The organism is Oceanobacillus sp. FSL W7-1309, assembly GCF_038002145.1.
GTDB classification, from domain to species: domain Bacteria; phylum Bacillota; class Bacilli; order Bacillales; family Amphibacillaceae; genus Oceanobacillus; species Oceanobacillus profundus.
In genome coordinates, this window is the sequence record NZ_JBBOBX010000001.1 from 1359620 (window position 1) to 1384535 (window position 24916).

General features: G+C 36.3%; 28 protein-coding genes and 1 pseudogene. 16 read left to right on the forward strand and 13 right to left on the reverse strand.

What is annotated here, in order from left to right:
* Positions 1 to 3: 3 nt before the first annotated feature.
* The 4 genes and pseudogenes from NST46_RS06165 (at position 4) to NST46_RS06180 (ending at position 1639) form a co-directional block, all read left to right on the forward strand.
* Positions 4 to 267: a hypothetical protein gene (locus tag NST46_RS06165; RefSeq protein ID WP_095310146.1), complete on the forward strand. Its 264-nt coding sequence runs from the start codon at positions 4 to 6 to the stop codon at positions 265 to 267.
* Positions 268 to 416: 149 nt separating this feature from the next.
* Positions 417 to 866 (forward strand): DinB family protein, encoded by a 450-nt coding sequence (locus NST46_RS06170; protein ID WP_095310144.1) that lies wholly within the window; start codon positions 417 to 419, stop codon positions 864 to 866.
* Between the two features lie 115 nt (positions 867 to 981).
* On the forward strand, positions 982 to 1170 hold the full coding sequence (locus NST46_RS06175) for a hypothetical protein (protein ID WP_095310142.1): 189 nt from the start codon (positions 982 to 984) through the stop codon (positions 1168 to 1170).
* 120 nt (positions 1171 to 1290) lie between these two features.
* Positions 1291 to 1639 (forward strand): annotated as a pseudogene (locus NST46_RS06180) (VOC family protein).
* Positions 1640 to 1810: 171 nt separating this feature from the next.
* Here the strand turns inward: NST46_RS06180 and hpaB are convergent.
* Complete coding sequence (hpaB, locus tag NST46_RS06185; protein WP_251659799.1) at positions 1811 to 3253, reverse strand: 4-hydroxyphenylacetate 3-monooxygenase, oxygenase component; 1443 nt, start codon at positions 3251 to 3253, stop codon at positions 1811 to 1813.
* A gap of 240 nt (positions 3254 to 3493) precedes the next feature.
* Between hpaB and NST46_RS06190 the strand changes: the two genes are divergently transcribed.
* The 4 genes from NST46_RS06190 (at position 3494) to NST46_RS06205 (ending at position 5956) form a co-directional block, all read left to right on the forward strand.
* On the forward strand, positions 3494 to 3967 hold the full coding sequence (locus tag NST46_RS06190) for a DinB family protein (protein WP_303447158.1): 474 nt from the start codon (positions 3494 to 3496) through the stop codon (positions 3965 to 3967).
* A 25-nt stretch (positions 3968 to 3992) separates the two neighbouring features.
* Positions 3993 to 4313 carry a hypothetical protein gene (locus tag NST46_RS06195; RefSeq protein ID WP_095310135.1) on the forward strand — a complete coding sequence of 107 codons (321 nt, stop codon included), beginning with the start codon at positions 3993 to 3995 and terminating at the stop codon, positions 4311 to 4313.
* 113 nt (positions 4314 to 4426) lie between these two features.
* Positions 4427 to 5266: a GNAT family N-acetyltransferase gene (locus NST46_RS06200; RefSeq protein ID WP_341136930.1), complete on the forward strand. Its 840-nt coding sequence runs from the start codon at positions 4427 to 4429 to the stop codon at positions 5264 to 5266.
* Between the two features lie 12 nt (positions 5267 to 5278).
* Entirely contained in the window at positions 5279 to 5956 is a 678-nt protein-coding gene (locus tag NST46_RS06205; protein ID WP_341136931.1) for a DNA alkylation repair protein, read from the forward strand.
* Between the two features lie 255 nt (positions 5957 to 6211).
* Here the strand turns inward: NST46_RS06205 and NST46_RS06210 are convergent, their stop codons facing one another.
* The 3 genes from NST46_RS06210 to NST46_RS06220 form a co-directional block, all read right to left on the reverse strand.
* The gene (locus tag NST46_RS06210; protein WP_095310129.1) at positions 6212 to 6493 is read right to left on the reverse strand and encodes a hypothetical protein; all 282 of its coding nucleotides are present in this window, start codon (positions 6491 to 6493) and stop codon (positions 6212 to 6214) included.
* Positions 6494 to 6498: 5 nt separating this feature from the next.
* Positions 6499 to 7158: a hypothetical protein gene (locus NST46_RS06215; RefSeq protein WP_341136932.1), complete on the reverse strand. Its 660-nt coding sequence runs from the start codon at positions 7156 to 7158 to the stop codon at positions 6499 to 6501.
* 140 nt (positions 7159 to 7298) lie between these two features.
* The gene (locus NST46_RS06220; RefSeq protein ID WP_118889348.1) at positions 7299 to 7700 is read right to left on the reverse strand and encodes a MarR family winged helix-turn-helix transcriptional regulator; all 402 of its coding nucleotides are present in this window, start codon (positions 7698 to 7700) and stop codon (positions 7299 to 7301) included.
* Between the two features lie 245 nt (positions 7701 to 7945).
* Here NST46_RS06220 and NST46_RS06225 point away from each other — a divergent pair, with 245 nt between their 5' ends.
* The 4 genes from NST46_RS06225 to NST46_RS06240 all read left to right on the forward strand — a co-directional run bounded on the left by NST46_RS06225 (position 7946) and on the right by NST46_RS06240 (position 9626).
* Entirely contained in the window at positions 7946 to 8221 is a 276-nt protein-coding gene (locus NST46_RS06225; protein ID WP_341137324.1) for an ArsR/SmtB family transcription factor, read from the forward strand.
* Positions 8222 to 8398: 177 nt separating this feature from the next.
* Positions 8399 to 8782: a VOC family protein gene (locus NST46_RS06230; RefSeq protein WP_341136933.1), complete on the forward strand. Its 384-nt coding sequence runs from the start codon at positions 8399 to 8401 to the stop codon at positions 8780 to 8782.
* Positions 8783 to 8985: 203 nt separating this feature from the next.
* Positions 8986 to 9126, forward strand: a complete 141-nt coding sequence (locus NST46_RS06235; RefSeq protein WP_341136934.1) for a hypothetical protein — start codon at positions 8986 to 8988, stop codon at positions 9124 to 9126.
* Positions 9127 to 9179: 53 nt separating this feature from the next.
* A complete protein-coding gene (locus NST46_RS06240; RefSeq protein WP_251659793.1) occupies positions 9180 to 9626 on the forward strand; it encodes a GNAT family N-acetyltransferase in 447 nt (148 codons plus the stop codon).
* A gap of 387 nt (positions 9627 to 10013) precedes the next feature.
* Here NST46_RS06240 and NST46_RS06245 read toward each other — a convergent pair whose 3' ends face one another.
* On the reverse strand, positions 10014 to 10862 hold the full coding sequence (locus tag NST46_RS06245; protein WP_251659791.1) for an MBL fold metallo-hydrolase: 849 nt from the start codon (positions 10860 to 10862) through the stop codon (positions 10014 to 10016).
* A 535-nt stretch (positions 10863 to 11397) separates the two neighbouring features.
* Between NST46_RS06245 and NST46_RS06250 the strand changes: the two genes are divergently transcribed.
* Positions 11398 to 11868 carry a GNAT family N-acetyltransferase gene (locus tag NST46_RS06250; protein WP_251659789.1) on the forward strand — a complete coding sequence of 157 codons (471 nt, stop codon included), beginning with the start codon at positions 11398 to 11400 and terminating at the stop codon, positions 11866 to 11868.
* Positions 11869 to 12197: 329 nt separating this feature from the next.
* Complete coding sequence (locus NST46_RS06255) at positions 12198 to 13058, forward strand: polysaccharide deacetylase family protein (RefSeq protein WP_341136935.1); 861 nt, start codon at positions 12198 to 12200, stop codon at positions 13056 to 13058.
* Between the two features lie 48 nt (positions 13059 to 13106).
* On the opposite strand, the gene NST46_RS06260 is transcribed toward NST46_RS06255, so the two are convergent.
* The 3 genes from NST46_RS06260 to NST46_RS06270 form a co-directional block, all read right to left on the reverse strand.
* Positions 13107 to 13526: a MarR family winged helix-turn-helix transcriptional regulator gene (locus NST46_RS06260; protein ID WP_118889345.1), complete on the reverse strand. Its 420-nt coding sequence runs from the start codon at positions 13524 to 13526 to the stop codon at positions 13107 to 13109.
* 71 nt (positions 13527 to 13597) lie between these two features.
* Positions 13598 to 14332: an SDR family NAD(P)-dependent oxidoreductase gene (locus NST46_RS06265; protein WP_095310116.1), complete on the reverse strand. Its 735-nt coding sequence runs from the start codon at positions 14330 to 14332 to the stop codon at positions 13598 to 13600.
* A 13-nt stretch (positions 14333 to 14345) separates the two neighbouring features.
* A complete protein-coding gene (locus NST46_RS06270; protein ID WP_095310114.1) occupies positions 14346 to 15095 on the reverse strand; it encodes an SDR family NAD(P)-dependent oxidoreductase in 750 nt (249 codons plus the stop codon).
* A 256-nt stretch (positions 15096 to 15351) separates the two neighbouring features.
* On the opposite strand from NST46_RS06270, the gene NST46_RS06275 reads away from it, so the two are divergent.
* Positions 15352 to 16326 carry an aromatic acid exporter family protein gene (locus NST46_RS06275; RefSeq protein WP_095310112.1) on the forward strand — a complete coding sequence of 325 codons (975 nt, stop codon included), beginning with the start codon at positions 15352 to 15354 and terminating at the stop codon, positions 16324 to 16326.
* 282 nt (positions 16327 to 16608) lie between these two features.
* Here NST46_RS06275 and NST46_RS06280 read toward each other — a convergent pair whose 3' ends face one another.
* The 5 genes from NST46_RS06280 to NST46_RS06300 all read right to left on the reverse strand — a co-directional run bounded on the left by NST46_RS06280 (position 16609) and on the right by NST46_RS06300 (position 24128).
* On the reverse strand, positions 16609 to 17859 hold the full coding sequence (locus NST46_RS06280; protein WP_303447113.1) for a lactate racemase domain-containing protein: 1251 nt from the start codon (positions 17857 to 17859) through the stop codon (positions 16609 to 16611).
* A gap of 140 nt (positions 17860 to 17999) precedes the next feature.
* On the reverse strand, positions 18000 to 18998 hold the full coding sequence (gene pdxA / locus NST46_RS06285) for a 4-hydroxythreonine-4-phosphate dehydrogenase PdxA (protein WP_095310108.1): 999 nt from the start codon (positions 18996 to 18998) through the stop codon (positions 18000 to 18002).
* A gap of 85 nt (positions 18999 to 19083) precedes the next feature.
* The gene (locus NST46_RS06290; RefSeq protein WP_341136936.1) at positions 19084 to 20403 is read right to left on the reverse strand and encodes a four-carbon acid sugar kinase family protein; all 1320 of its coding nucleotides are present in this window, start codon (positions 20401 to 20403) and stop codon (positions 19084 to 19086) included.
* A gap of 247 nt (positions 20404 to 20650) precedes the next feature.
* Positions 20651 to 22423 carry a sigma-54-dependent Fis family transcriptional regulator gene (locus NST46_RS06295; RefSeq protein ID WP_251659781.1) on the reverse strand — a complete coding sequence of 591 codons (1773 nt, stop codon included), beginning with the start codon at positions 22421 to 22423 and terminating at the stop codon, positions 20651 to 20653.
* A 358-nt stretch (positions 22424 to 22781) separates the two neighbouring features.
* Positions 22782 to 24128 (reverse strand): gluconate:H+ symporter, encoded by a 1347-nt coding sequence (locus NST46_RS06300; RefSeq protein ID WP_095310102.1) that lies wholly within the window; start codon positions 24126 to 24128, stop codon positions 22782 to 22784.
* Positions 24129 to 24753: 625 nt separating this feature from the next.
* Between NST46_RS06300 and NST46_RS06305 the strand changes: the two genes are divergently transcribed.
* Positions 24754 to 24894, forward strand: a complete 141-nt coding sequence (locus tag NST46_RS06305; RefSeq protein ID WP_251659779.1) for a hypothetical protein — start codon at positions 24754 to 24756, stop codon at positions 24892 to 24894.
* Positions 24895 to 24916 lie beyond the last annotated feature (22 nt).

Consider the following 24916-nt stretch of genomic DNA (forward strand, 5'->3'; position numbering starts at 1 on the left):
CCCATGTTGCTAACAGGTAACATTATTTCAGGTGAATTTGATGAACTCGTGAACGAATTTTCAATACAAAAAGTAAAGCATTTCACTACAGAATCCAGTATTAGAGAAAACCAGTTAAAAAGTCTTTATGATTATTTGAAAAAACACCAAAATGACACAGATGGTCAAATCATTACATTGTATGATCAAATGCCGATACGGTTGAGTCAGGAAGAAGTGAACCTCTTTATTAGGGATCTTGAAAAGATTCAGTCGATGTATCGCTAACACCTGCTACCGATAACAAATTAACCATCGGGCGCAATAGTTAAATAATGTAAGGTAAAATAACTTTGTGAAATGACTTCTATTATTTCTACGTGTATAATTTTAATCAATACATAATATTCTAACTTATCGGAAGAGGTGGAAACGGTATGAAGAAAATATTAAAGCAATTTGAAGATACACTAGATCCCATTCAGAAATTAAAAGATGTACAAGAATCAAAGCTAAAAGAACCGATTAGCGAAGGAAAATGGTCGATTAGAGAAATTGTAGGACACTTATATTATTGGGATAAGTATAATCTTGAAATAATGGTTCCAGTAATGGTTAACGGAGCTAACTTGCCACAGTTTCCAAACCATGACCAACATAATAAGAAAGCAATATCATATCTAAGAGACCATTCCGCAGAATCTATTATAGATGCTTTCATAGAAACACGAAAAGAACTTATTGAAAGAATCTCAAAAATAGGGGAAGATGTTAGATTTACAATAGGAAAAGGCAAACGACAGTTCTCAGTTGAAAGTTTTATAAAAATCTTTATAAAACATGATATTCATCATTTTAAACAAATTAATGGAAAACTAAATAATTAGACTACTTCTTGTTTTAATATTATGGAGCAAACGGTACTTTACTAGATTAATAGTGTTTGTCCACTTTACTTTCCATTTATGGTTTGTTACTTGTACCAAAAAAGGGTGAGATAATGTGAAGAATTTACTAACATCTATTGGAATTTCAATGACAATAATTTTTGGTGGAGGATTCCTTATCCGTTTTGTAAAAGACTCGGATTTTTATATTGCTGAATTTGTAGGAGGTATTATAGGTATTGCCATTTTAATTATTGGAAAATTTAGCAAGTCTGCTATGAAAATCGATGATAATTCTTATTGAAGTAACAAGTGCTTTAATGTGACGGTGAAAGCTTCACAATTGCGTTTTTTCACTAAAGAAGCAGGATTTTATTCTGTATATACAGAATATTTAATAAACATATTTAATGGAAGTGTTTTTATGGAGAATCCTATTTTAAAACAAATCGGAACAGTATTTATCCCAGTAAGCAACATAGAGAAAGCAAGAGATTGGTACTGTGATATTTTAGGACTGAAAACAGACGGTGAAATTCAGTTTGGTCATCTTTACGTAATACCTATGGAAGGTACAGGGATTGAGTTAGACAGCAAGATTTATTCAGAGGATAGAGTATTTAAAATCTATTCCACTTCAATACAAAAAACATTGAAGAAGCATTCATTTTATGAGTAATAAGGACGTTGATTTGATTACACAAATCGAACATAATCATTATTTTAATTTTAAAGATCCTGATGGAAATATTTTAATGATATGCAAATGTTAATGTGAAGCTAGCTGATGCGTTACGATACTAAAAGCGCACTATCCTTTAGAAATAGACTAAAAGGAGAACAATTTTTCTGCTCTCCTAACCACATACCATTCGTTTGATGAGTTGAATGATGGTAACTGCTCAAATGATATGGTTATGCCAATCGGCCAGATTCAAATAACTTCAATCCATCCCTAACAAAGTCTTTACCCGTTTTACATACGGTTCCTTATCATATGAAAAATACAACCCACTAGACAACCGGATTGGATCACCAAAGAAAAACCGTTCATATTGGGTTTCACGTGTACCAAATGCACTCATTGTCATTTCCCAAGCTAAACGAAAAATCTTGACACGTGATTCAGCATCATCAGCTTTCGATTGCAAATATTGATCCAAGTCTTTTCTTAGTGATGATTGAAATGCCTGTTCTGTTGGGATGGACATCAACCCACTGGCTCCTAGCTGCTGAATAATTTCACCAAATCTTGCATAGGCGCGCGGGAATACATTACAGGCTACCTGCAGTGTTTTTTGATTTGGCCTCATGAACCCCCATTCATCCAATTCAGCTTCAACTTCAGATTTAATAATCAATGCTTTCATCGTTTCCAGAGCAACGATAATTTCAGATACCTTTTCCTGAACATGTTGGTACTCACTAATATTGATTGTATCAATGATTGACTGAGCTACACCTAAGACAAATTCAGTTTTAACGATTTGTCTGGATACAGCCTGATGTAAAGTAAACGGCAGAAATGAACTAGCATCCATGAAAGTATTCGAGACTTGTAGGTTATTGTAATAAAACACGCGTTCCCACGGAATAAGTACATTATCAAAAACGACAATCGTATCCATTTCTTCATAGCGTGAACTCAATGGATAGTTAAATGCGGAAGCGCCGCCAACAAATGATTCCCGGCAGATAAATTTTAAACCTTTTGTATTACTAGGGATGGAAAATGCAAAACCATTCGCCTTATCCTGGATTCCTCCTGCCGATAAGACAACGATTTCATCTGTTATCCCACCCTGTGTTGCCAATAGCCTGGCCCCTTTAACAATAATACCTTCATTTGTTTTGTCTACAACTTTAGTGGCTATTGGTTCATCATCCGGATCTTCAAAATAAAATTGCTCACGATTGACTTGCGGGTTTATAAATGTATGTGTCATGGAAATGTCGTTTTCACGGGCATATTCATAAAAGGATAATAAATGTTCAGGGAAACAGTTTTCCTTTCCCTTTAAAAGGTCTACAGATGATGCAAGTGCCATCAGCACCGTATTCATATAGTCCGGACTTCTTCCCATCATGCCATTCGTTGACAGTGCCCATTGTTGAATCATCTTCCTTCTTTTCACAAGATCCTGTTTCGTCTTTGGCTGCAAATAGGACATCCCAACTGGCTCACTAGTTGATGGCGAGGAATAAGTCATGATAGCTTGTAATGATTCATCGTGTTGTAAATCATATAATGCTGCTTGACTCCTCATAACTCCCTTAAATGCCGGGTGCTCAGAGACTTTGCCTATGACCGGATGCCCATCTACCCATATATCCATTTCCAGAAGATCGATTCGATCAATATATTCGCTTCCCGTAATGATTGACATAAATTCACCCCTTGTGGTTTCTGCAGAGTATGATCAAACGCCTATGCCATTTTATTCGGATTGCATTCGGATGTTACAGCTTTTGAATTCAGTCAATGTTCATTGTTGAACGACCAGCTACTCTTTCAGAAGATTATGTTATTATTTAAGTAGAGACACTAATTAAAATTAGTTTTTTAACAAGAAGAACCTTAAACACTTACAATTAGTTTCAGCAATTGAATGAAAGAGGTGTTCACATTGATTACGTTTTTTGAGTATAACTGGCAGGTAAGAGATGAATGGTTTGACTGGTGTAAACAGCTAACACCTGAAGAGCTGTTAAATGATCACAAAGGTGGTGTAAGAAATATTTTATACACCCTTTTTCACATTATTGACGTGGAATATAGCTGGATACGCGGTATTCAGGGTAAAGAAGATATCGTATTTTCATTTGCAGATTATAATACCCTTGAAATGGTTAAATCTCTGTCCGATACACTCCGAGATGAGATTTTGGTTTATTTAAAAACAAATTTAAATGAGTCCAAAGATGAACACATACATGTGCCTTGGGATGAAGATAAATACACGAAGGATGAAATACTTCATCATATTATTGCTCACGAGATTCATCATATTGGCCAGCTTTCTGTCTGGGCAAGAGAATTAGACCGAAGCCCTGTTTCTGCTAATTTTATTGGCAGGAAATTAAACTATATTAAGAAATGACTTATGAAATGTCAGGAGTGAAAAGATGTTTGTAAAAGTTTATACGTATCATATTAAGAAAGACAAAATAGAAACCTTTTTAAACATTCAAGAAAAAACAAGGGAAATTTATAGTAAGTATATAGATTCACATGTAATTTATATTCAGAGTAACGAGGAGCAAACAAAGTGGATGGAGATTTCTCAATATAAAGATGAAGTAGAATATAATAAGAGTATAGAAATTATTAACCGAGATAAAAAAATTCAAGAACTTTTTAAATCATTTCAAGAGATTCTTATAGAAAAAAGCGAAATCCGTGAAGAAAATTTTACTCAGATTAGAGAAACAGATGGTTTTAAGTAGTTTCTCCATAAATTGGTGCAAGATCAAACAAGAACATTTGGGGGCAGCATAATTAAAGAAGATTATTGATTTTCATGTTAGCAGAAAAGAAATAAGGTTAGGACGGGACAAATATGATCTCTGAGCTAAAAAAGGATAAATTCTATAAATGTAAATACTTATTATCTGATCAAGGACTGTTAGAAGCAAGAGCAGTGATTGAAGGGGTTAATCCTGGTCGTGTCTTTGTAGATGATATGGATACTCCTGCTTCTGGACTTGTATGGTTAGGAAATAACGATGGGTTTATCTTTATTGGAAATGAAAAGAATGAGCGCTTCAATAAAGATCTAAATCATTTTATTGATACAATCATTATGCCTGAAGCGACTGAAGTTGAGCTGAAATGGTTTGAAGGTATTGGTGAGCATAGAAAATGGGATGCCACGATTAAGGAAGTGTTTAAAAAACGCAAATTAGGAAGCTGGAACCAAAGGGTTTATACGCTACATAAGGACGACTATAGCTATAACGATGAGTTTAGTATAACGCAAGGATACAAACTTATGAAAGTTTGTAAAGATATCTTTGAAAACAAAGGCAATTCAATAAAGAATATAGCATTTCTAAGGTCAAAAATTTTAGAGTCTTGGTCTTCATCTGAAACGTTCTTTCATAATGGTATGGGATATTGTATGATTTACAAGAATGAAATTGTAAGTCTTTGTTTTTCAGGATTTGTCGCGGGAAATGTTCATGCTGTAACCATTGAAACGATAGAAGAACATCGAGGGAAAAAGTTAGCGCAAAACATAGCGAAAGCTTTCGTAAATGATTGTCTAGATAATAATAGGATTCCATATTGGGATTGTATGGAGTCAAACAAATCTTCTATTGCAGTTGCAGAAAATATAGGATTCAGAAATATATTTAACTATATAGGATATGAATTCTCGTTTAATAACAAATTGTAAGGTGGCCATATAATGACGGATGCAACAAACTCATATGTTCAAGAGCTTATTAATCTATATTCCAAACACAAGGATGCTGAATTTGCCAGGTGGTCAAACAACTATTTCAGAAACCAATTCGACTTTTTGGGTATTCGAACTCCTATTCGTCGAAAATTAACGAAACAATTTATCAAAGAAATCGGATTGCCTCCAAAAGAAGATCTGAAAGATGTCATTTTTATGCTATGGGATCTTCCAGAACGTGAATATCAAAAAGCTGCCCTTGATATAATTGAAAAAGCAAAGAAGGACTTAACCAAGGAGGACGTATCTTGGTTAGCTAGTTTGATAGTGAAAAAGTCATGGTGGGATACGGTAGATGTACTTTCTCCTCATATCGTGGGCTATATGTTTTCTAAGCACGGGGAACTTATTCCATCATTTGCTGATCAGTGGATTGAAGATGAGAATATTTGGTTCCAGCGATCTGCAATATTGTATCAGCTAAAATACAAAGACAAAACAGATGGGGAGCGTCTATTTCGATATATTTTAAGACGAGCAGACAGCGATGAATTTTTTGTACAAAAAGCAATTGGATGGGTACTGCGTGAGTATGCCAAAACTCGCCCTGAAAGCGTAAGATCCTTTATCGCTAATCATAGCTTAAAACCCCTTAGTAAACGAGAAGCTTTGAAACATCTTTAAGGCTTAATCAGTTCTTTCGCTTGAAAATGAAACATTTATTGGATATACCACGTATGAAGATCAAGGTAAATCAAATACGTTCTGGGAGCTGTCTAAAATTCAATGGTCTTTGAAAGAGGAAGCCCCCATCTTCAAGTATTCTGAATGGTAAGAACCCGACTTTATGAAAGCATAATGAATCCAATTCGAATAACGATTATACTTTTAGGTAAGATATTTAAGTTATAAACAAATCAGCACAACAATACACACTAATTAAATTCTAATCCTCACTATACAATATCGAATCGACCTTCTCACATAGAGCGAGCAAATTACGAGTAGGATTGAGACTGCGAGTGATATAGGAATGCTTAATACTGCAGGCAGTTCAATTCCTTGCCAAATGCTCATTTGGATTTGTTCAATACCGAATGTTCGTAGTATGCCAGCTAATAGGATCAGTAATGCGCATAGCATTAATCCAACATAAAGAACATATAAGACAGGGATTGTTAGCAATAGCAGAAAACGAATGGTTAATTGCAATATCACCACGAGCTTTACCTCCTAATAATATGCTGAACTTCTGCATGCGGAGAAATGGAATAGCTTTCTGTATAATACAGTGTATGAATTTTACAATGTTTACCGATTACAACAATATCCCCCTCTACTCTATCCGCTTCCGTATAAGATAATTGTATGTTCTTTCCTTTGATATCCTGACAGACGAGTATCTTCTTTAATAAAGGAAACGAAATTTTATCCTTCTCCACGCTTACCTCTTCTGCGATTAGCCGTACTATTTTACTTTCACCCGATAATTTTAACTGAAACTGTTTTGCCTGAATCTCTTCAGCACGAATGATTCCGACTGAATCAAATTCCTCTGTCATAAAGGTTCGTTCAATTGCCAGTCTCCCGGAACTCGTAACCTTTGATACTTCACCACAATACATTTTTAGGTTACCTGCATTGACAATATCCATAGCTTCACAGCTGGATTTCATGATGCATGACCCGGAGTTTTGGAAATGATCCACCTTAACTTTGGAGTGAAATGTACTATATCCGTGAGATGTGATTTTTTTTAATTGAACTTCTTGATGTATAGAGACAGATCCACGTATTTTTACTACTTCATACTCTGGTGCTAGGTCTTTAATTGATCCACTCGTAAACGTTATACTTCGCAACTTCTGGCTTTGTACATTTGTCATTAAACACACCACCATCATTTAATTAATATATATTTCAATTATTAAAATATATACTAATTAAATTATATTGGTTGTAGTTTTGTCAAGTGCAATTTTAAAAATTTCCATATAATAAAAAAGGACTTCAATAACTGAAATCCTTAAAACACCGTACTCATTAATTTATTTACTTCCAATAATACCTGCTCAATTTCCTTTAACTTTTCTTGTGGGAACTTCAGAAATAGTTCATGAACCTTAGCTTCCCCGGTCTCTGTTAAAATCATTTTTACAACACGGCGATCTTCACTTTCTCTTACTCGTTGTATAAGCCCAAGCTTTTCTAGTTTATCGCACATTGATGTTACGGCCCCAGGAGTAACGCCGAAAAAATCAGCAATCTGAGTTGCTTTCATTCCATTATTAATTTTCATTTCAATGAGGAGAACGAGCTGATTTTGAGATAGTGACTCCCCTTCACATAATAGGTCTGCAAATCTTCGCGACCGTTTTTGTATTTCAAGCATTTCTCGCATAATTACTTCGATATTGTTTTCTGGCATTTCATCCCAACCTATATTGTTTAATTATTAAAATATATGATAAGTATATAATTAATTTTGACAGGTGCCAACTAAACTAATCCAAGTTTGTTCCTAATGATTTCGCTCGGGAGGATAATAAAAGTGTAACCTTTGCGGTACAAAATACAGGGTCGAGTTTTTCTTCCGAGTAACAATTTGCTCAGATACAACTATTCAGTTGCTCTTCATTGACAGGCAACCAATTAGTTGCTTATAATGAAAACATGTGGAATAAAGACGCTATTTTCAAGGCACTTGCCGACTCGAATCGTCGGCTCATATTAGATGAACTATCCGAACGTAACGAGATGACCTTGTATGAACTCACAGGACGACTTATTATGAAGCACAATCTTTCCATTTCGCGACAAGGTATAGCCAAACATCTCTCAGTATTGGAAGAAGCAGGACTCGTAACATCAAAACGAAAAGGTAAGTATCGAGTACTACTGTTCAATAACGAGCCACTTCAAAACTTGCTGAAAGGATGGATAGATTAATTTTACGATACGCAAGATACATTATATCTGTAGAAATAAGGAAGAAAAAAGTGGATGAAGGCGCCGCGTGCGTTTCGAATAGTTCGATATAGAAATGGTAAAACAAATTTCTGCCGAACGGGGTGGTTTTTGCTTTAGAACAGAACACACATCACAACAACCAGGAGGTAAAACAATATGAAAATCATTGTTACGAGTATATTCGTAGAAGATCAGGACAAGGCATTACAGTTTTATTCAGAGACACTTGGCTTTGTAAAAAAGCACGACGTCCCTGCCGGAGAATTTAGATGGATTACGCTTGTTTCTCCAGAAGATCAAGAAGGTACTGAAATTGTACTCGAACCGAATAACAATCCAATTGCCAAAGATTATCAGAAGAGGCTATTTGAAGAAGGCATTCCAGTAACCATGTTTGGTGTTGAGGATATTCACAAAGAGTATGAACGGTTATTGCAGCTAGGCGTGAAGTTTACAATGAAGCCGACAAAGATGGGCGACATCACCATCGCTGTATTTGATGATACGTGTGGCAACCTTATTCAGATAATACAGCAGTAGCCTAACACAAATGGCAAAATGTTTGTATAACCCTGTCCTAGTTTTTGGATGGGGTTTTATATTTAATAAACGAAAGTCCTATCTCTTGTATTAACGTTGCTGTAAAGTTTAAAATTATTAAATAAATAACTTTACTGGAGGCGAGGAAAATAAATAGATATCAGAAAAGAGCAGTTGTATTTATTTTAATAAGTACCACTTTTTTGGCAGGTGGGTTTGCATTAAAAGGATTTAATGTATATGCACCCCTTATTGGATGGGTACTGGCTCTTGTCTGCCAAGTGACGGCACTAGTATCATCCATTAAATGGAAACATGATACGAAAGGAAGTAATCGATCCTGATTGATTATGAAACAAAGGAAATACAAAACTAAATAGGCAGGGGAGAAATAGATATGGAAATTTACCAAGCCACAATTGAAGATTTAGAAGATGTTTCCAATTTATTTAATTTGTATCGGATGTTCTATCAGCAAACATCGGATATAGAAGGGACTAAAGCTTACATAAAAGCACGGATAGAAAACCAAGAATCCGTAATCTTTGTTGCTAAAGAAAAACAAAAATACGTCGGATTTACGCAACTTTACCCTGCATTTTCTTCCATAGCGATGAAAAGAGCTTGGATATTAAACGATCTATATGTTGATGAAAAAGCCAGAAAACAAGGAGTAGGAGAAATGCTCTTACAAAAAGCTAAAGAATTTGCTATAGAGACAGGAGCTAATAGCATTAGCCTAAGTACAGCCCCAGATAATGATGCTGCCCAAAGACTTTATGACAGAAATGGATACATTCAGGATTCACAATTTTATCATTATGAATTAAACTTAACATCATAATTTCCTATAGGATCTGGGATGTACTTGAAACGATATTTGGTTACAGTCACTGGATGTGTTTATATAAAAAGTATTTCCTTTCCTTAAAATGAGGGATTATTAGTACTTTGCTGCTTGTTGTATCGTAACTCGGATTGATATGGAAGACTTTTTAGCAATCAGGCAAACTGTTTAAGAATGTGTGTGGAGAGTATGCGCAAAATCAAGGAAAATTTGTGAATAAATATGCTTAAGCTAACGGGAAGTTCTAAAGCGCATTTAACACATAAAAAGAAACAGGAACAATTTAATATACTGAAAAACGTTCAAAACACTTTCTAATTAAAAGCCACCTCAATTTATAATGAGATGGCTAATTTTTATAGTTGATTGATATATTCTATAGAATTATGATGATTGAATAATATGGTCATTAACAAATGCTTTTATGAAAAACAATTCATTATCATTAGGATTTTTTTTATTTTCTGCCTTAAAGTACTTTAAAGCATTTTCTAGTGACGTGGATCTCACAACTCGACTTGCTGTTGTTAACTCCTCCCAATATATATCCATTTCAGTTGAATCGCAGATTGATTCATGACCTAGCAGAAACATTTCAGCATCGTACTTTGAAATGTCTTTGATCATCGGCAATAACATTGATTGTTTATAATGAAATAAAGAATTTGTAGTTGTGCCATATGCACAATCACCTAAAAAAACAACTTTTTCATCAGGAATATAAATGATTGTAGAGTCATCTGTATGAGTACTTTTGACTCTTTCAAGTATGCAAACTTTATTCCCTAAATCAATAGTTAATGTATTTTCAAAGATTATATTCGGAGATTTCAACTTAAAACTATCCCTGTTTGGCATATCAGTTTGTATAACCTTCATACACATCGCACTCATCTGATTCGTATTCACATACTTTTGGAGTGAAATATCATCAAAGGAATAATGTTCCCATTCTTTTATCATTTCGTTTGTTTGACTATTAACTATAACAGTTGCATCAAATTCATTCATTCCTAGGAAATGGTCCCAATGTCCATGAGTAATAACTACATATTTAACTGGGGGTACATTTAGCTTCTCGATTTCTATTAAAAAGTCTTTAGCATGTTGAGTAGAATTACCAGAATCTATTATTAGACTATATTGGTCACCATATATCAATCCTAATGTCGGTCGTTCTTTATCATCTTGATTAGATAAATAATAAATAGTATCACTTAATTTATTTAACATGTTACGCCTCCTCTATTCTCGATATTAATTCTATGAAAGAGAAAATCTACATGTTTATTCTAAAATAAAAAAATTTAAGATTTTCTCATTTTATTTTTTTACCATTGGACTTGTACCTCCCTTTTCACTAAGGAGAAGTATAACACAATTTAAATTACCAGTTGGGAAAATTCGCAATGTTATTTGTTCTCATTTCAATTATTTATAGTTTATAGTTCGAACATAATTTATATAAGAAAAGTAGGTGCTTATCCAACTAACTGGGCATTAATCCAGGGAGGATTGAAGCTATTTTATGCAGAAGATATTTTAATAAATAGCTTTTAGTTGAATAGAGTTGTTTTAACCTGAGTCAACAATCGATGCAAATTATTGAATAAGAGAAGATGTTTCACTAAAGAAGACGACCTAAGGCTGTTTAGGGATTTTCTTCAACAGCCTTTTATTCCAATGAGACAACGGACATGCTATAATTTACATTAATATACATATTAAAGGTTTTTAAGTCGTATTAATCAGAAAGCGAGCTGGAAACATGCCTCTTCACATTCGTGAAGTAACAACAGAAAATTGGCGTTCTGTCGCTGCTTTATCTGTGTCAGAACAACAAAATCAATTTATTGAAAGCAATGCTTTTTCTTTAGCGGAATCGCAGTTTGAGAAAAACGGTATTTCTTTTGGATTATATGATGTGGAAACTCTTGTTGGATATGCAATGTATGGCTGGTATTCGTATTCAACAGAAAGTGCCTGGTTAGATCGTTTTATGATTGATTACCGTTTTCAAGGTAATGGATACGCAAAACGTTTTCTCCCCTTATTAATTCAGCATATTATATCTCGATATGGTTGTAGGAAAATTTATTTAAGTCTTCATCCTGACAACAAACCAGCACAAAATTTATATGAATCCTTTGGTTTTTGCTTGAATGGAGAAATAGATGATTCTGGACCTGTATTTGGAGTTGTAATGCAATTAGATATGGATAAATTTAATTTAAAATGATTAAACAAGGTGATCGAGTTATGGTCGCCTTTTTTATTGGTCAAAATTAGAATGAAACTATGGAAATCTTTTTACCTTTAGTAACAAAATACTTGAATAAGGAAATCGTCCATTTTGCTAAGCGTTTACAATTATAGTAGCAATAGAAAACCTCCACCGAGAACGATACAAATTCAGTTTCCAATATGACTGCTGCCAGATGGGTTTTCATCTTTCACAAAAGATATCAGCCTATTTCCCTTTTTCCTGCATAAATCATCCTCTTTCACCTAAAAATAACAGTGTGTTTTGAAAAACATGCTCTCATAACCGTAAAAGGGGATGAATAGATGAAAAAACAAATCGTTAAGTGGCTTTTGACTATTGAGGTTTTATTTTGCTTTTATCTAACAAATGACTTTACTGTAAACGCGAATGCGGTACCTTTAGAAGATTCTTCGCAGCAAGTAGATGTGAAAGATAAACCAGCAGAAGATCTCACCGACCTTCGAGGAGGTCCTGAAAATTCCGAGCGAGAACGTCAGACTCCTGTTGATCTAAGGATCTTGCAGCAACGATATCCCGATGTATTTTTCTTGCAGGGCGCTTCAGATCAAAACCAAGTAGCTCTAACGTTTGATGATGGGCCAGACCCGCGTTTTACAAATGAAGTATTAGATGTATTAAACCAATACGATGTGCCGGCAACATTCTTCTTATTAGGTTCAAGAGCTGCTGCTTATCCTGAAATCGTCAAGCGGATTCAAAATGAGGGACATGTAATTGGAAACCATACATATTTCCATCCTAATCTTGTTGATGAAGCTGATCTCGGAACACTGGAGCAGGAAGTAATTAGAACGGAAGATGGACTTTATGACATGATCGGTTACCGAACACATTTATTCAGACCGCCATATGGTTTCTTATACGATGAATTAGTCGAACAGCTTGCGAGAATGAACTATTCCGTAATTGGCTGGACGGTGGATTCTTTGGATTGGCAGGAAGACCCGCCAGAGGTTATCGCCTCCAATGTATTAGACATCATGCATCCAGGTGCAATTATTCTCATGCATGATGGGGCAGAGCGGGACGGGGATCGAACGAATACAATCGAATCGCTTCACCAAATTATCCCAACACTGCAACAGCAGGGCTATGAATTTGTTACCGTACCAGAGTTATTGAATATTCCATTTGAGAAATAGAAGATATCTCTTCTATTTCTTTTTATTCCTACCGTTTTACAGAAGAATTTATACGAATCGATTCAACTTCTCATAAATAACCAATAATTGCTGTACTTCCTGCTCGGTTAGCCTGTCAAATAGACTTCCGCGAAGTGCTTTCCCTTCGTCATGCGCTTTTTTAACCATCTCGATTCCATCGTCGGTAATGGCTAAATAAATAATTCGGCGATCATTCTCATCCACAAGCCGAACAGCCAATTTTCGTTGGACAAGCTTTTCAGATAAGTGTGTTAGAGATGGAGGAGTTAGACCTAAGGCCTTCGCAATATCGGATGGCCTGCTTTTGCCATTTCGCTTCAAATGGCCGAGAACAAGAATATGCGAAATCCCAAGGTTTTCTTTAAATTGTTTATTCCACTGAATGATTAAATTGTTCGTAACCTGATCCATGGAATGAATCAGTTCAAAAATCGTTTGTTCTTTCATGTTGTATAACCTGCTTTCTATAAGCGAAGTGCCCCCTAAGAAATAGAGGGCACTTCCTATATATTTCTATACTACTGTGCAGAAAATCCACCGTCAATAACTAATTCAGAACCAGTGATATAAGAGGATTCATCAGATGCTAAGAATAGCGCTGCATTTGCGATATCCTCCGGTTTTCCTAATCGCTGCAGTGGTGTTGCCTGCATTAAACGGCCAAGCAGCTCTTTTGACGTGCTCAGCGCTTCTGTCATTGGTGTTTCAATAATACCAGGGAAAAGTGTATTCACACGTACCCCCTGACGGCCAAATGTTGTTGCAGCCGCTTTGGATAGCGCACGAACCGCTCCTTTTGATGCAGAATAATGATTAAAGCCTTGTCCAATTTGAGCTGTATAGGATGAAATATTAATGATGGACCCTTTGTTTTGTGCTGCCATATATGGTGCAACATGTTTGATACCAGCAAATGGTCCAAAGCCATTAATGGATAGCATCTTTTGCCAATCGTCCAAGTCAATCTCCTCGTATGGCTTTTCAGATGATATACCAGCGTTATTTACGAGAATATCAATTTTCCCAAAGCGATCGTTCACTTCTTTAGCAAAGGATTTCCAGTCTTCATCAGAGGCAACATTTAATTTCATGCCAACTACATTTTCTTTTTCGCTTACCTTTTTCAGTGCTGTCTCATTAATATCAGCCGCAATAACAGTAGCCCCCTCTTGACTGAATAGTTCTACCATCCCTTCACCAATACCTGATGCTCCGCCAGTAATAATCGCAACCTTGTTATCTAATCGTCCCATTATTTTTTCCTCCTTAACGTAATTTAATTGAACCACCATCGACCATGATCGTTTGGCCCGTAATATAATCCGAATCAGTACTTGCTAGGAAGACAGCAGTTCTGCCAATATCCTGCTCTGGGTCACCTAATCGACGAAGCGGTAATTTATTAATCATTGCATCGTATAATTCAGGTGCATTGTCACGCCATTGTTCAACTCCAGGCGTGAGGGCAATTGGTGATATTAAATTCACATTAATTCCATCTGGTCCCCACTCATTTGCTGCAACTCGAGAAATTGCACGAATTGCCTCTTTTGCTGCAGCATAGGATGTTTGTGTCACTTGCCCATCAATTCCCGCACCAGATGCAAAGTTAATGACCTTGCCATGCGTCTTCTTTAGCTCCGGATAAGATGCCTGCATAAAATGGAATGTAGGATAAAACCCTGTTCCAAACGATAAATCAAAGTGTTCAAGTGTTGTTTCCATAAAAGGAGCCTGTCTGGATACATGTGCATTATTAACTAGGATATCCAATTTACCAAACTTCTTCACAACTTCGGTAACAATCTCCTCGATATTTTCTTTTATCGAGATATCTTTTATAAAAAGTAAGCCTTCTGCATATTGATTTATTTCCGCAAAGGTTGTTTTTCCCTTTTCTTCATTTACATCAACAATGGCAACATGCGCCCCTTCTTTTGCCATTGCAAGAGCAATCCCTCTACCAATACCAGAAGCACTGCCTGTAACAATTGCTACTTTATCTTGTAATCTCATTCCAATTACCTCTTTCGTATATATTTAGACATCTAAATATTTAACATCTAAATAATAACATGTATTTTTGTTAAATGCAATTTCAGCAGAGGGAAATTGTCGTAATCGAGCAGACAAGTAGCAGCATATACGTTAAAAGGGCAGACATACAATTACATGGAACAAGCTACCCTCCGACTGTATACGGTGCTAACCCTAAGATTCATTCTGATACCCATTATGGGTTATAATGGAGTAATTACTGAACAATTACAGGATGGTGTTTCGTATGGTTGGAATGGGCTATCGGACAATAAAAACCGCTATAGGTGCAGGGTTAGCAATATGGATTGCGAGTTTAATCGAGCTGGAATTTGCAACGTTTGCAGCGATTATCGTCATTATGTGTATTGAGACAACAAAGAAAAGAACATTAAATACAATTAAAGAAAAGTTCTTCGCATCTCTTTTATCCATCATTATTGGTATGTTATTTTTTGAATTATTAGGGTATAACCCAATCTCCTTTGCTCTATTTATCCTCTTATTCGTCCCAATCCTTTTGAGAGCTCGTATTCAGAATGGTTTTATCACAAGCATGGTAGTCGTTCTGCATATTTATACGGTGCAGGAAGCGAGCCTGGAGACGTTTTTAAATGAGCTTTATATTATTTTAATCGGGATGGGAATTGCTATCCTTGTTAACAGCATCATGCCAAGTTTTAAAAAAAATATTAACAAGAATATGTTTGAAATCGGAGAACGGTTTAGTGTCATTCTTTATGAACTAGCAGCTTACTTAAGAGATAATGAAAGGCAATGGGATGGGAAGGAAATTATTGAAGCAGAAGAAATCATTCATAAATCTAAAAGCATTGTCATTCAAGATGTAGAGAATCATCTTTTCAGGGCAGAAAACAAAGATTATCACTATCTGCAAATGCGTGGGGACCAGCTGGAAATCCTCAAAAAAATGGTAACAATCGTTCATATTATATCTTCATCAGATCTGCATGTTAAACAAAGGGGAATGCTTGCTGACTTTTTTGAGTACGTAAGTCAAAATGTGCACTCAGGAGATACAATACATAGTGCACTTGAAAGGCTAGAAAATTATGAAGCGTCTATTCGCGAAACAGAATTACCTAAAACAAGAGAGGAATTTGAGGTTAGAGCAAACTTATTTTATTTAAACTTTGAGATTAAAAATTATTTAACGATTAAAAAGAAAGTTTTCGAAGTGATAGATTGATGCAATCGAAAAAAAAGAAAAGCAACAGGGGGAAACCATGTTATGGTAAAAAGGGTAAAATATATATTTATAATACTATTTTTAATTCTTCTAGTTATTCATTTAACCACTGAACTTAAATATGCTTTCGAAATACTTATGGCATTAGTAGCGGTTCAAATTATAGCCTACTCGATAGCCGAAAAAATTGATAATAAAAGACGAAATTAGCGAATAACAATAAATAGGCAAGCTAAGGTATATCCTAAGCTTGCCTATTTATTGTTCGTTAATATGATGTTATTACATAGACGGAAAATAACCATCCGCATCAAATTTCATTTCATGTAAGCCTTCTAATACCTCAATATTTTCCTTATCCTTCAGTTCATTGAAAATTACTTCTGATACAAACAGTTCGCCAATATGAAGGGTGTTTGGAATTCGTACAATTCTTGCGTCCTGTGCTGGCACACCCCAAGTAGCGCGTAGAGCAGCCTTCAACGCTTCACGATCGCTATCAAGGACAATTGGAATTTTAGCTCTATCTAAAAATGTACTTGTTACAACGTTTTCGTTCATTGTTTTTAAATCAATTTTGTCAAATAGCCGTTTCGTTGTTAAATCTGATAGGCCAATTCCTAATGCATTCCCATGGCTTGCCTCACTTAAATTCGAAGCGATAACATATTTTACACTAGGCTTTTCTGGCTCTTCAACACCTAATACACGGATTCGACCAATAATATTTGTGTCCATGCCGGTTCCGCTATAATTTTTACCGATTTCATCAACGACTAATATATCCATTTCGTCAACTGGAAGGCTTGGCATCAAAGCAAATGCACGTTTCAATAATTCTCTTTCGCGATTTTCAATTTCATCTGGATGGATCGCTTCAATGATTGCCGTTTCTTCATGGGCGTTTTCTACAATTGCTATCCCAAATAATGTATTTGAATTACCAATGGCTACTTTACCAACCTCAGGCATCATATCACGAATTCCTCTAATACCATATGTGTGAAGGGCTAATGCTTGCTTATGTTTCCCCATGCCAATCGATGCCATTTTTAAAATGCCACTTTCAATATCCTTTTTAAAATCAGTATGTGGCTTCACACGGCCCATTACAATAATACCATCGGCATGATATGCATGCTTATCAACATAAACGGGAATGCCTGCTGATGTTTTGCCAACCTCTACAACTTCCATGGACGAACGAATTTCGCATCCAGTAGATTCCTCTGTTACGCCAAGACCGTCCAGTACTTCAATTTGCCCTGCGGCAGTTGCTCCACCATGACTTCCCATTGCAGGAATGATAAATGGTGTTGCACCTCTTTTTTTAATTTCATCTGCTACACTTTTGACGATTAGTGGAATGTTAGCAATTCCCCGGCTTCCTACGGTAATCGCAATTTCCATGTCAGGCCCTATTTTTTCGTCTGCTTTTACATGGTTGAATTGTTCTGAAATGGTTCCAGTTATATCGTTCAGGCTTTCTACTTGGAATTTTTGTCTTATTTTTGCGAACTTCGGTAAAGACATTGACGTCACTCCTTCCATATTACTTTTATCCAGTTTTTAAGAAATATCCCTTGTAGTGGGTAGTGCATCTATTCTTCAACAAAATCTTTATGCAAGGAAAGCAAGAGGTCGATGTCAACCTCCTGCTTGATCATTTAGTATTAATTTTCGGGGGCTAGTTCAACCGCCATACGAAGCGCTTCTTTTAGGGATAGCTCGTCCGCAATATTTTTACCAGCGATATCAAAAGCTGTTCCATGGTCTACACTTGTACGGATTGTTGGAAGTCCAACTGTAATATTTACACCAGCTTCTAGACCTAGCACTTTAATTGGACCATGTCCCTGATCATGATATTGTGCAACAACGATGTCAAAGTCACCACGTTTTGCTCTAAAGAATAGTGTATCTGCTGGAAGGGGCCCTTGTACATTAATCCCTTCTGCTTGTGCTTTTTCAACAGCTGGAATAATTTTTTCTTCCTCTTCGCCATTTCCGAAAAGTCCATTTTCTCCAGCATGCGGGTTAATTCCACAAACAGCGATGCGTGGGGATTCAATTCCTGCTTTTTGCAACGTTTCATGCGCAAGCTTAATCACTGTATATTGACGATCAACATTATTGTTTTTGATAGCATCGATTAGACCAACATGTGTTGTTGCATGAATTACGCGTAACCCTGGAGCAGATAGCATCATTGCGAAATCTTTCGTGTTCGTTAGTTCTGCTAAAATTTCTGTATGCCCAGGGTAGATGTGACCTGCTTTATGAAGCGCTTCTTTATTTAAAGGCGCTGTACAGATCCCTTGGATTTTCCCTTCATTTGCATAAGCAATTGCCTTTTCCAAATAACGGAATGCAGCGTTTCCAGCCTCTGGTGAAACTTCACCCCATGGTAAATCGGCAGAAACTAAATCTAAATCAATAATGTCGATTGTGCCATATTCGTACGTTGCTTCCTCTGGTTGTGTAATGCTATTTATTTGAAGTTCTACATTGGTTACATCAAGTGCTCTTTTCAATATTTTTGCATCGCCAACTACAAATGGACGACATGTTTCATAGATATTTTTATCATTTAAGGATTTGACGATAATCTCAGGTCCTACCCCTGAAGGATCGCCCATTGTTATTGCAATACTTGGTTTTTTAGTGGCCATCATTATTTCCTCCTATTATCCTTTTCTTTTTCGCCAAGCCTATTGTAAAAGGCAATCATAAGCTTGACGTTATACGTTGTAAAAATCATTCATTACAGCTTATCGCATGTCCATGCACTTCCGTAACGGTTTGAAGCGCTTTTGAAAGTGCCTGTTCGGTACCAAATGCACCCGCCTTTGTTACAATCGGAATGCCGTCATACAATCCACCGAATAGCTTACCATATGGGATACCTGCTTCTACTTCACCAATGACTCGAATTCCTTCACCCTTTAATGCTTTACAGGCTGCACCTGCAATATCTCCACCAGTTAAAACAGCACCACAAATGTCCTTCGATTCAATTAACTGACCGGCAATGATTCCCATTGATTCGGCAATCGTATGCCCTACCTCAAAGTTTGATAAACTTAGTTCTCGTTTCAGTTCCTTCACTCGATTCATCGCCTCTTGCCCACGATCAGTCGTTATTACTAGATCACCTTTTTCCAGTAATTCTTGACCTGCTTGAACAACACGATCAATCTCGCGCTTTCGTTCCTCTTCATAAAAGAATGCTTCAGGGGAAATGACAATTTCTTCTACAGTATTCCCTTTTCGTAAATCCCTAATTTGTTGATGGGTAATTGTGTTCACACTGCCTGCTACCACCAATACTGGCGGTCGTTCATCTATTTGCTTGTTAAGTACTACCTCGTCATAGTTGCCTTTGCTTGAAAGGTGAGAGGCAACTCCTGCCGAACCAACCCAAAGGAAATTCTCTTCAAGCATTTCCGCGGCTTCCACAATTGACTTTAATTCTTCATCTGTTGTAGCATCTATAACGATAATTTTGGAGGGAGTATCCGCAGTTATCGCTATCATTTTTTCCAATAAGTGGTGTTTTCCTTTTTGAACATCCGAAATGGAGATCAATTCAATGTCCCGCTTGCTTTGCTCCTGCAATAATTTTGGAAGGTAGCTTTCTTTCACAGGACAGGAGGGGTCGTTTGCAATTTCCGATTCTGCTAATAGTACCCCATGCACATAGTGCTTACCATCCACGGTTGTTCGCTTGCTTTTTGGGAAAGCTGGTACGACAAATGACGTCTTAAATTGAAATACATCCATTACTGCATCAATTTCCTGACCGACATTCCCTCTCATCGTTGAATCGATTTTCTTAAACACTTTTGTTACGCCTAATTTGTTTAATTCTGTTGATAGATTGAAAACAATATCATAAGCTTTTTGAAAATCGAGGGCACGACTATCTGAATTTAAAACGATGACATCTTCACTTAAATGCACCGGCTGTAAGTGTGTATCTGAAAAAAGCACCGTTGTGCTTAACCCTTTTTTCGCAAACTGAACGCCTGTATCATTTGCACCTGTTAAATCATCTGCTATCACTGCCAGTTTCATTCTGTTTACCTCCCCTCTTAACAATCTCAGCATTTGCTTTTTTGCGTTTTCGCTTTATTTCTACTTATTGTCTATCGTATATCGCATTATATTTATTTCTATTATTTATTCTAATAACGCTTTCAATAACAATCATAAACCAAAACGTTGCATTTAGCAATGATTTGGTTTATTTATTTTTTAATTTCTATAAAATGTTGTATTTTGCATCACACAGAGCATTTTTTGCATAGAAAAACGCAAGCTATTATTTAAGCTTGCGCCATAAGGTCGATCGATTAATTCCTAAACGTTTAGCCGCTCTGGATTGATTCATTCCTTCATCTTCAAGGACTTTTGCAATCACTTCTTTTTCGATTTCTTCTAATGTACCACTAATATCAATATACGATAATGCATCATTCCACTTTGCTTGATGTTCCAATCTCTTAAACACAATGCCCACTTCTGCTTTCTCAATATAATAGGATTGTGCCTCCAAAAATAATTGCTCCATTACATGCTTCAGCTGTGCCACATTTCCAGGCCAATCATAGTGGACAAGCTGCTCCAGTGCATCATCCCGAATCCCGACGACTTCATTGCCATACTTCGGATGCAAATCGGAAATAAATACGTGTACTAAATCCTCAATATCTTCTCTCCGTTCACGAAGCGGCGGTATTTGAATCTGTGATCGCGCTAACAATTGGTATAACGCACGATGAAAATCTCCATTTTTAATCTTTTTATCCATATTATCGGTTGAAGATACAAGCCATTGTGGTTTCTGTTCATTTTCATCCTGAAGGACACTTAATAATTCCTTTTGCATATAAGCATTCAGGTTGTCGATATGCTTTAAGAAAATCACTCCATTGGCGTACTTTTGAAAAAATCCCTCCTTCATGAGCTCCTTCAATTGCTCTGCACTTATCATATCGCAATGCAATGTAATCAACAGCTCATCCGAAGCTTTCCTTTTTAAATAAATGGAATGGGCAACTAATTCCTTTCCATTCCCTTGCTCCCCGGAAATCCAGACAGGCTCATCACGTTTTCCGTATCGATTGATTTGATCCAATACCTTCTGGGTTGCCTGACTTTTTCCTGAAATTGGAGTCCGAGAGGGAGGCGTATGCAATTCAATTGCATTTTGCTTTCCATGCTCACTTTGCACAGTCGTTTGATTTGAATGTGCTTTTTCAAAAAATAATGCCGCTTCACCGTTGATCGGGCATGTTGTTATTTTCCATAATTCATTATTAATATAAAGGGTTTTTACTTGCTTTTTGTTTGTTAAGATTGTTTCCTGCATAAGTTTTTTTACATCGGTAGCATCGTCTAATTGCAACCAATGAAAATCGCTATGAAATCGCGCATTACCATACGTCATTTCCGCTGCTTGATTGAAAACCCCGATAGCCTGTTCATTACTATCAAGAATCGTTTGCATTAACGCAATATCCTGCTGTAGTCTTGAAAATAAACGATAGGATCTTCTTGTTTCTTCTAACGCATCCATAATCGCTTCTTTACCAGATGTAATCAGAACTCCTGTCATACCTAATTGTTTTGCAGCCTGCATCGTTATGACGTCTCCAATTACTACCCCATAGCCTTGCTTTTTTAAGGCCGTTAATTTTTCTTTTACTTCATTGTCCCTTGTAATCGTTAATGTCTTAACATCTAAATCCAGCAGCTTACATATTGTAGCTGCACCTTGTGTGATATTCGAAAATCCAACAATAGCAGCTTTGCCAGAAAATCCTTTTACAAGTGTTAAAATGCGTAATACATCGTAGCCAGAAACTTGAATATCGATTACCGGGATAGATACCGCCTCTTGTATCATTGAAGCCGTACCGCCACGACTGATAACAACATGGTAGCCTTCATTTTCAGCATTCTTTGCAATTGCGACACCTTCATATAAGTTACCTAATTCAATGTGTAATTCAATATCTTCTATTTCTTGACTGATATCTTTCATCATTTCAAGCAGTCCCTCATAAGGGACGATTACCAACGCTTTTATCATTTTACTTCACCTTCTGTCACTAAAATCAAGTTATGTATTTCTTTTATCTTTTAATTACAATGAGTTCTTAACCTAAACCTATTGTAGATTTGCCATTAAAAGTTGTAATCTTGTAATCTGTAAAGGAAGTTGAATACATTGTTTCCTATTCCGTTTCATTTTACTTACTTTAATAGTTGATAGTATGCAATTTGCAACACTATTAATTATAAGCCATATTCCCTCAAAGTAAAAGTAATTGATAAAGCGATTTCAATACTAATTGGAATACTAGCGTTCAAACGAAAGCCGGAAGAACTGCAAGTAAAAAAACAACCATTTTATAGAACAGAATCTATAACATGGTTGTTTTGTTTTTTTAAATTATGATATCTAATAATAAAGTACATACTAGACCAGATACAGCAACGATTGTGGACAGTACGGTATATGTTCCAAATGCTTCTTTTAATGTCATACCCAGAGATTCTTTAACCATCCAGAAGCCGGCATCGTTAACATGTGATGCAATAGCACTACCCGCTCCTGTCGCAAGAGCAACTAGCTCTAGATTAACGTCGGGAATTCCAGCAAGTGAAGGTATAACCAATCCTGCTGTTGTTAGCGTTGCAACCGTTCCAGACCCTAAGCAAATACGTAATATTGCTGCGACCATCCAAGCAAAGAAGACCGGAGACATTGCAGATCCTGCAAAGATATCAGCAACATAATCACCAACACCACCATCAATAAGCACTTGTTTTAAAGCACCGCCACCACCGATGATTAGCAGCAGCATACCTAAGGCATTGATTGCGGAAGAACAAGAATCCATTAATGTCTTAATTGGAATATTTCTTCTCAATCCCATTGTATAAACTGCCAGTAATAAAGAAAGCAACATAGCAGTTGAAGAATTACCAATGAAACGAATCAAACTCACTAACATGTTATCGGAAAAGCCGAAGACCGGCTGAACCATATCAACGATAGCACCTAAAGCCATTAGAATAACAGGAAATAGTGCTGTAAATAAACTAATACCAAAACCAGGCATTTCTTCTAATTTAAATGTCTTTTGGACACCAAACGATGCACTGCCTTCTCTCGTAAATGCAGTTGGCACAATCTTTTTTGCAAGCTTCGGATACAAGATACCCGCAAAAATAACTGTTGGGATAGCGACTATAATTCCGTAAATTAGGACCAAGCCAATATTTGCACCATATTCCGCAGCTACTACGGTTGGGCCTGGATGCGGAGGTAAAAATGCATGCGTTGCCAATGCAGCAGTAACCATTGGTAGTCCTAGTTTAACAATAGAAACTTTTAATTCCTTTGCGATTGAGAATATAATCGGAACAAGTAATACAATTGCTACTTCAAGGAATAATGCGATACCAACTATAAATGAAGCAAATAATACAGCCCATTGAATTCTTTTTTCACCAAATTTGTCAATTAGCGTTATTGCAATGCGGTTCGCTCCACCTGCATCTGCAATTAATCTACCAAGCATGGCACCCATACCAAAGATTAAGGCAATGTGACCAAGTGTTCCACCTAAACCGCTTTCAATCGACCCAACAACTTCCCCCATAGGCATTCCTAGCGCTAGGGCTACAATAAACGAAACAATAATTAATGAAACAAATGTGTTTAATTTAAATTTCATGATAAAAATAAGTAGTAACAGTACCCCTATTGCAACAATTAATAATGGCATATATTAGCCCCCCAATGTAATTTTTAGCAGTTCTGTTTGCTTTATATAAAGATATTGTAATTTGTTCCTTATAGATAGCAGCATCTCAGTGCGCTCCCACTATATACACTCTCAATAAATGACCAAACTCATTCATCTCAAACTCAATTGGCAGTGCTTACAAAATGAATTTAAAATAGAGAATCAGACTGCCTGCTTTTGTTCTCTGTTCGCCATTAGCGACGTACATAATCGCTATATGTGCTAAATCGCAACATTTCCCTAAGATACCAAGATAAAATTCACAACACTTCCTCTATTCACTGCCTGAAATAGTTCAGAAAGCATTAAACTGTTGTTTTTCGCATCAAAGTCATTTTATACTGTGTTTATATTCTTGTCAAGAGAATAAATAGAGTTGTTTGTGTTTGTTTTTTCAACAGTTTTATTGAATTAATTGGTAGAGAGGTATTTGTGTAGTGTTTATTCTGTACGGTATAAAATGGGCAGAATTATATTTCATAGCACCCGTTCGATAACAGCGTATAATAGGGTTAACGGAATTTTTCTTATTTACTCTTATATATGTACAATTTGTAATTTAGAAGGAGAGATTCAATTGAGGTGCGGCGAAAAGTGCTTTCTTGTGGAAGCTGAAATAGATGGAAAAAAACTGCTTAAAACGATAAATGCCAGAACACATGCAGAGGCAAGAAAAACCATCCGGAAAGAACATGGTGCAACAACACCTATCGTCACTGTGCGAGAAAAGAGAAGTAGTCGCTAAATTGCAGAGTAAGTTTATTTAC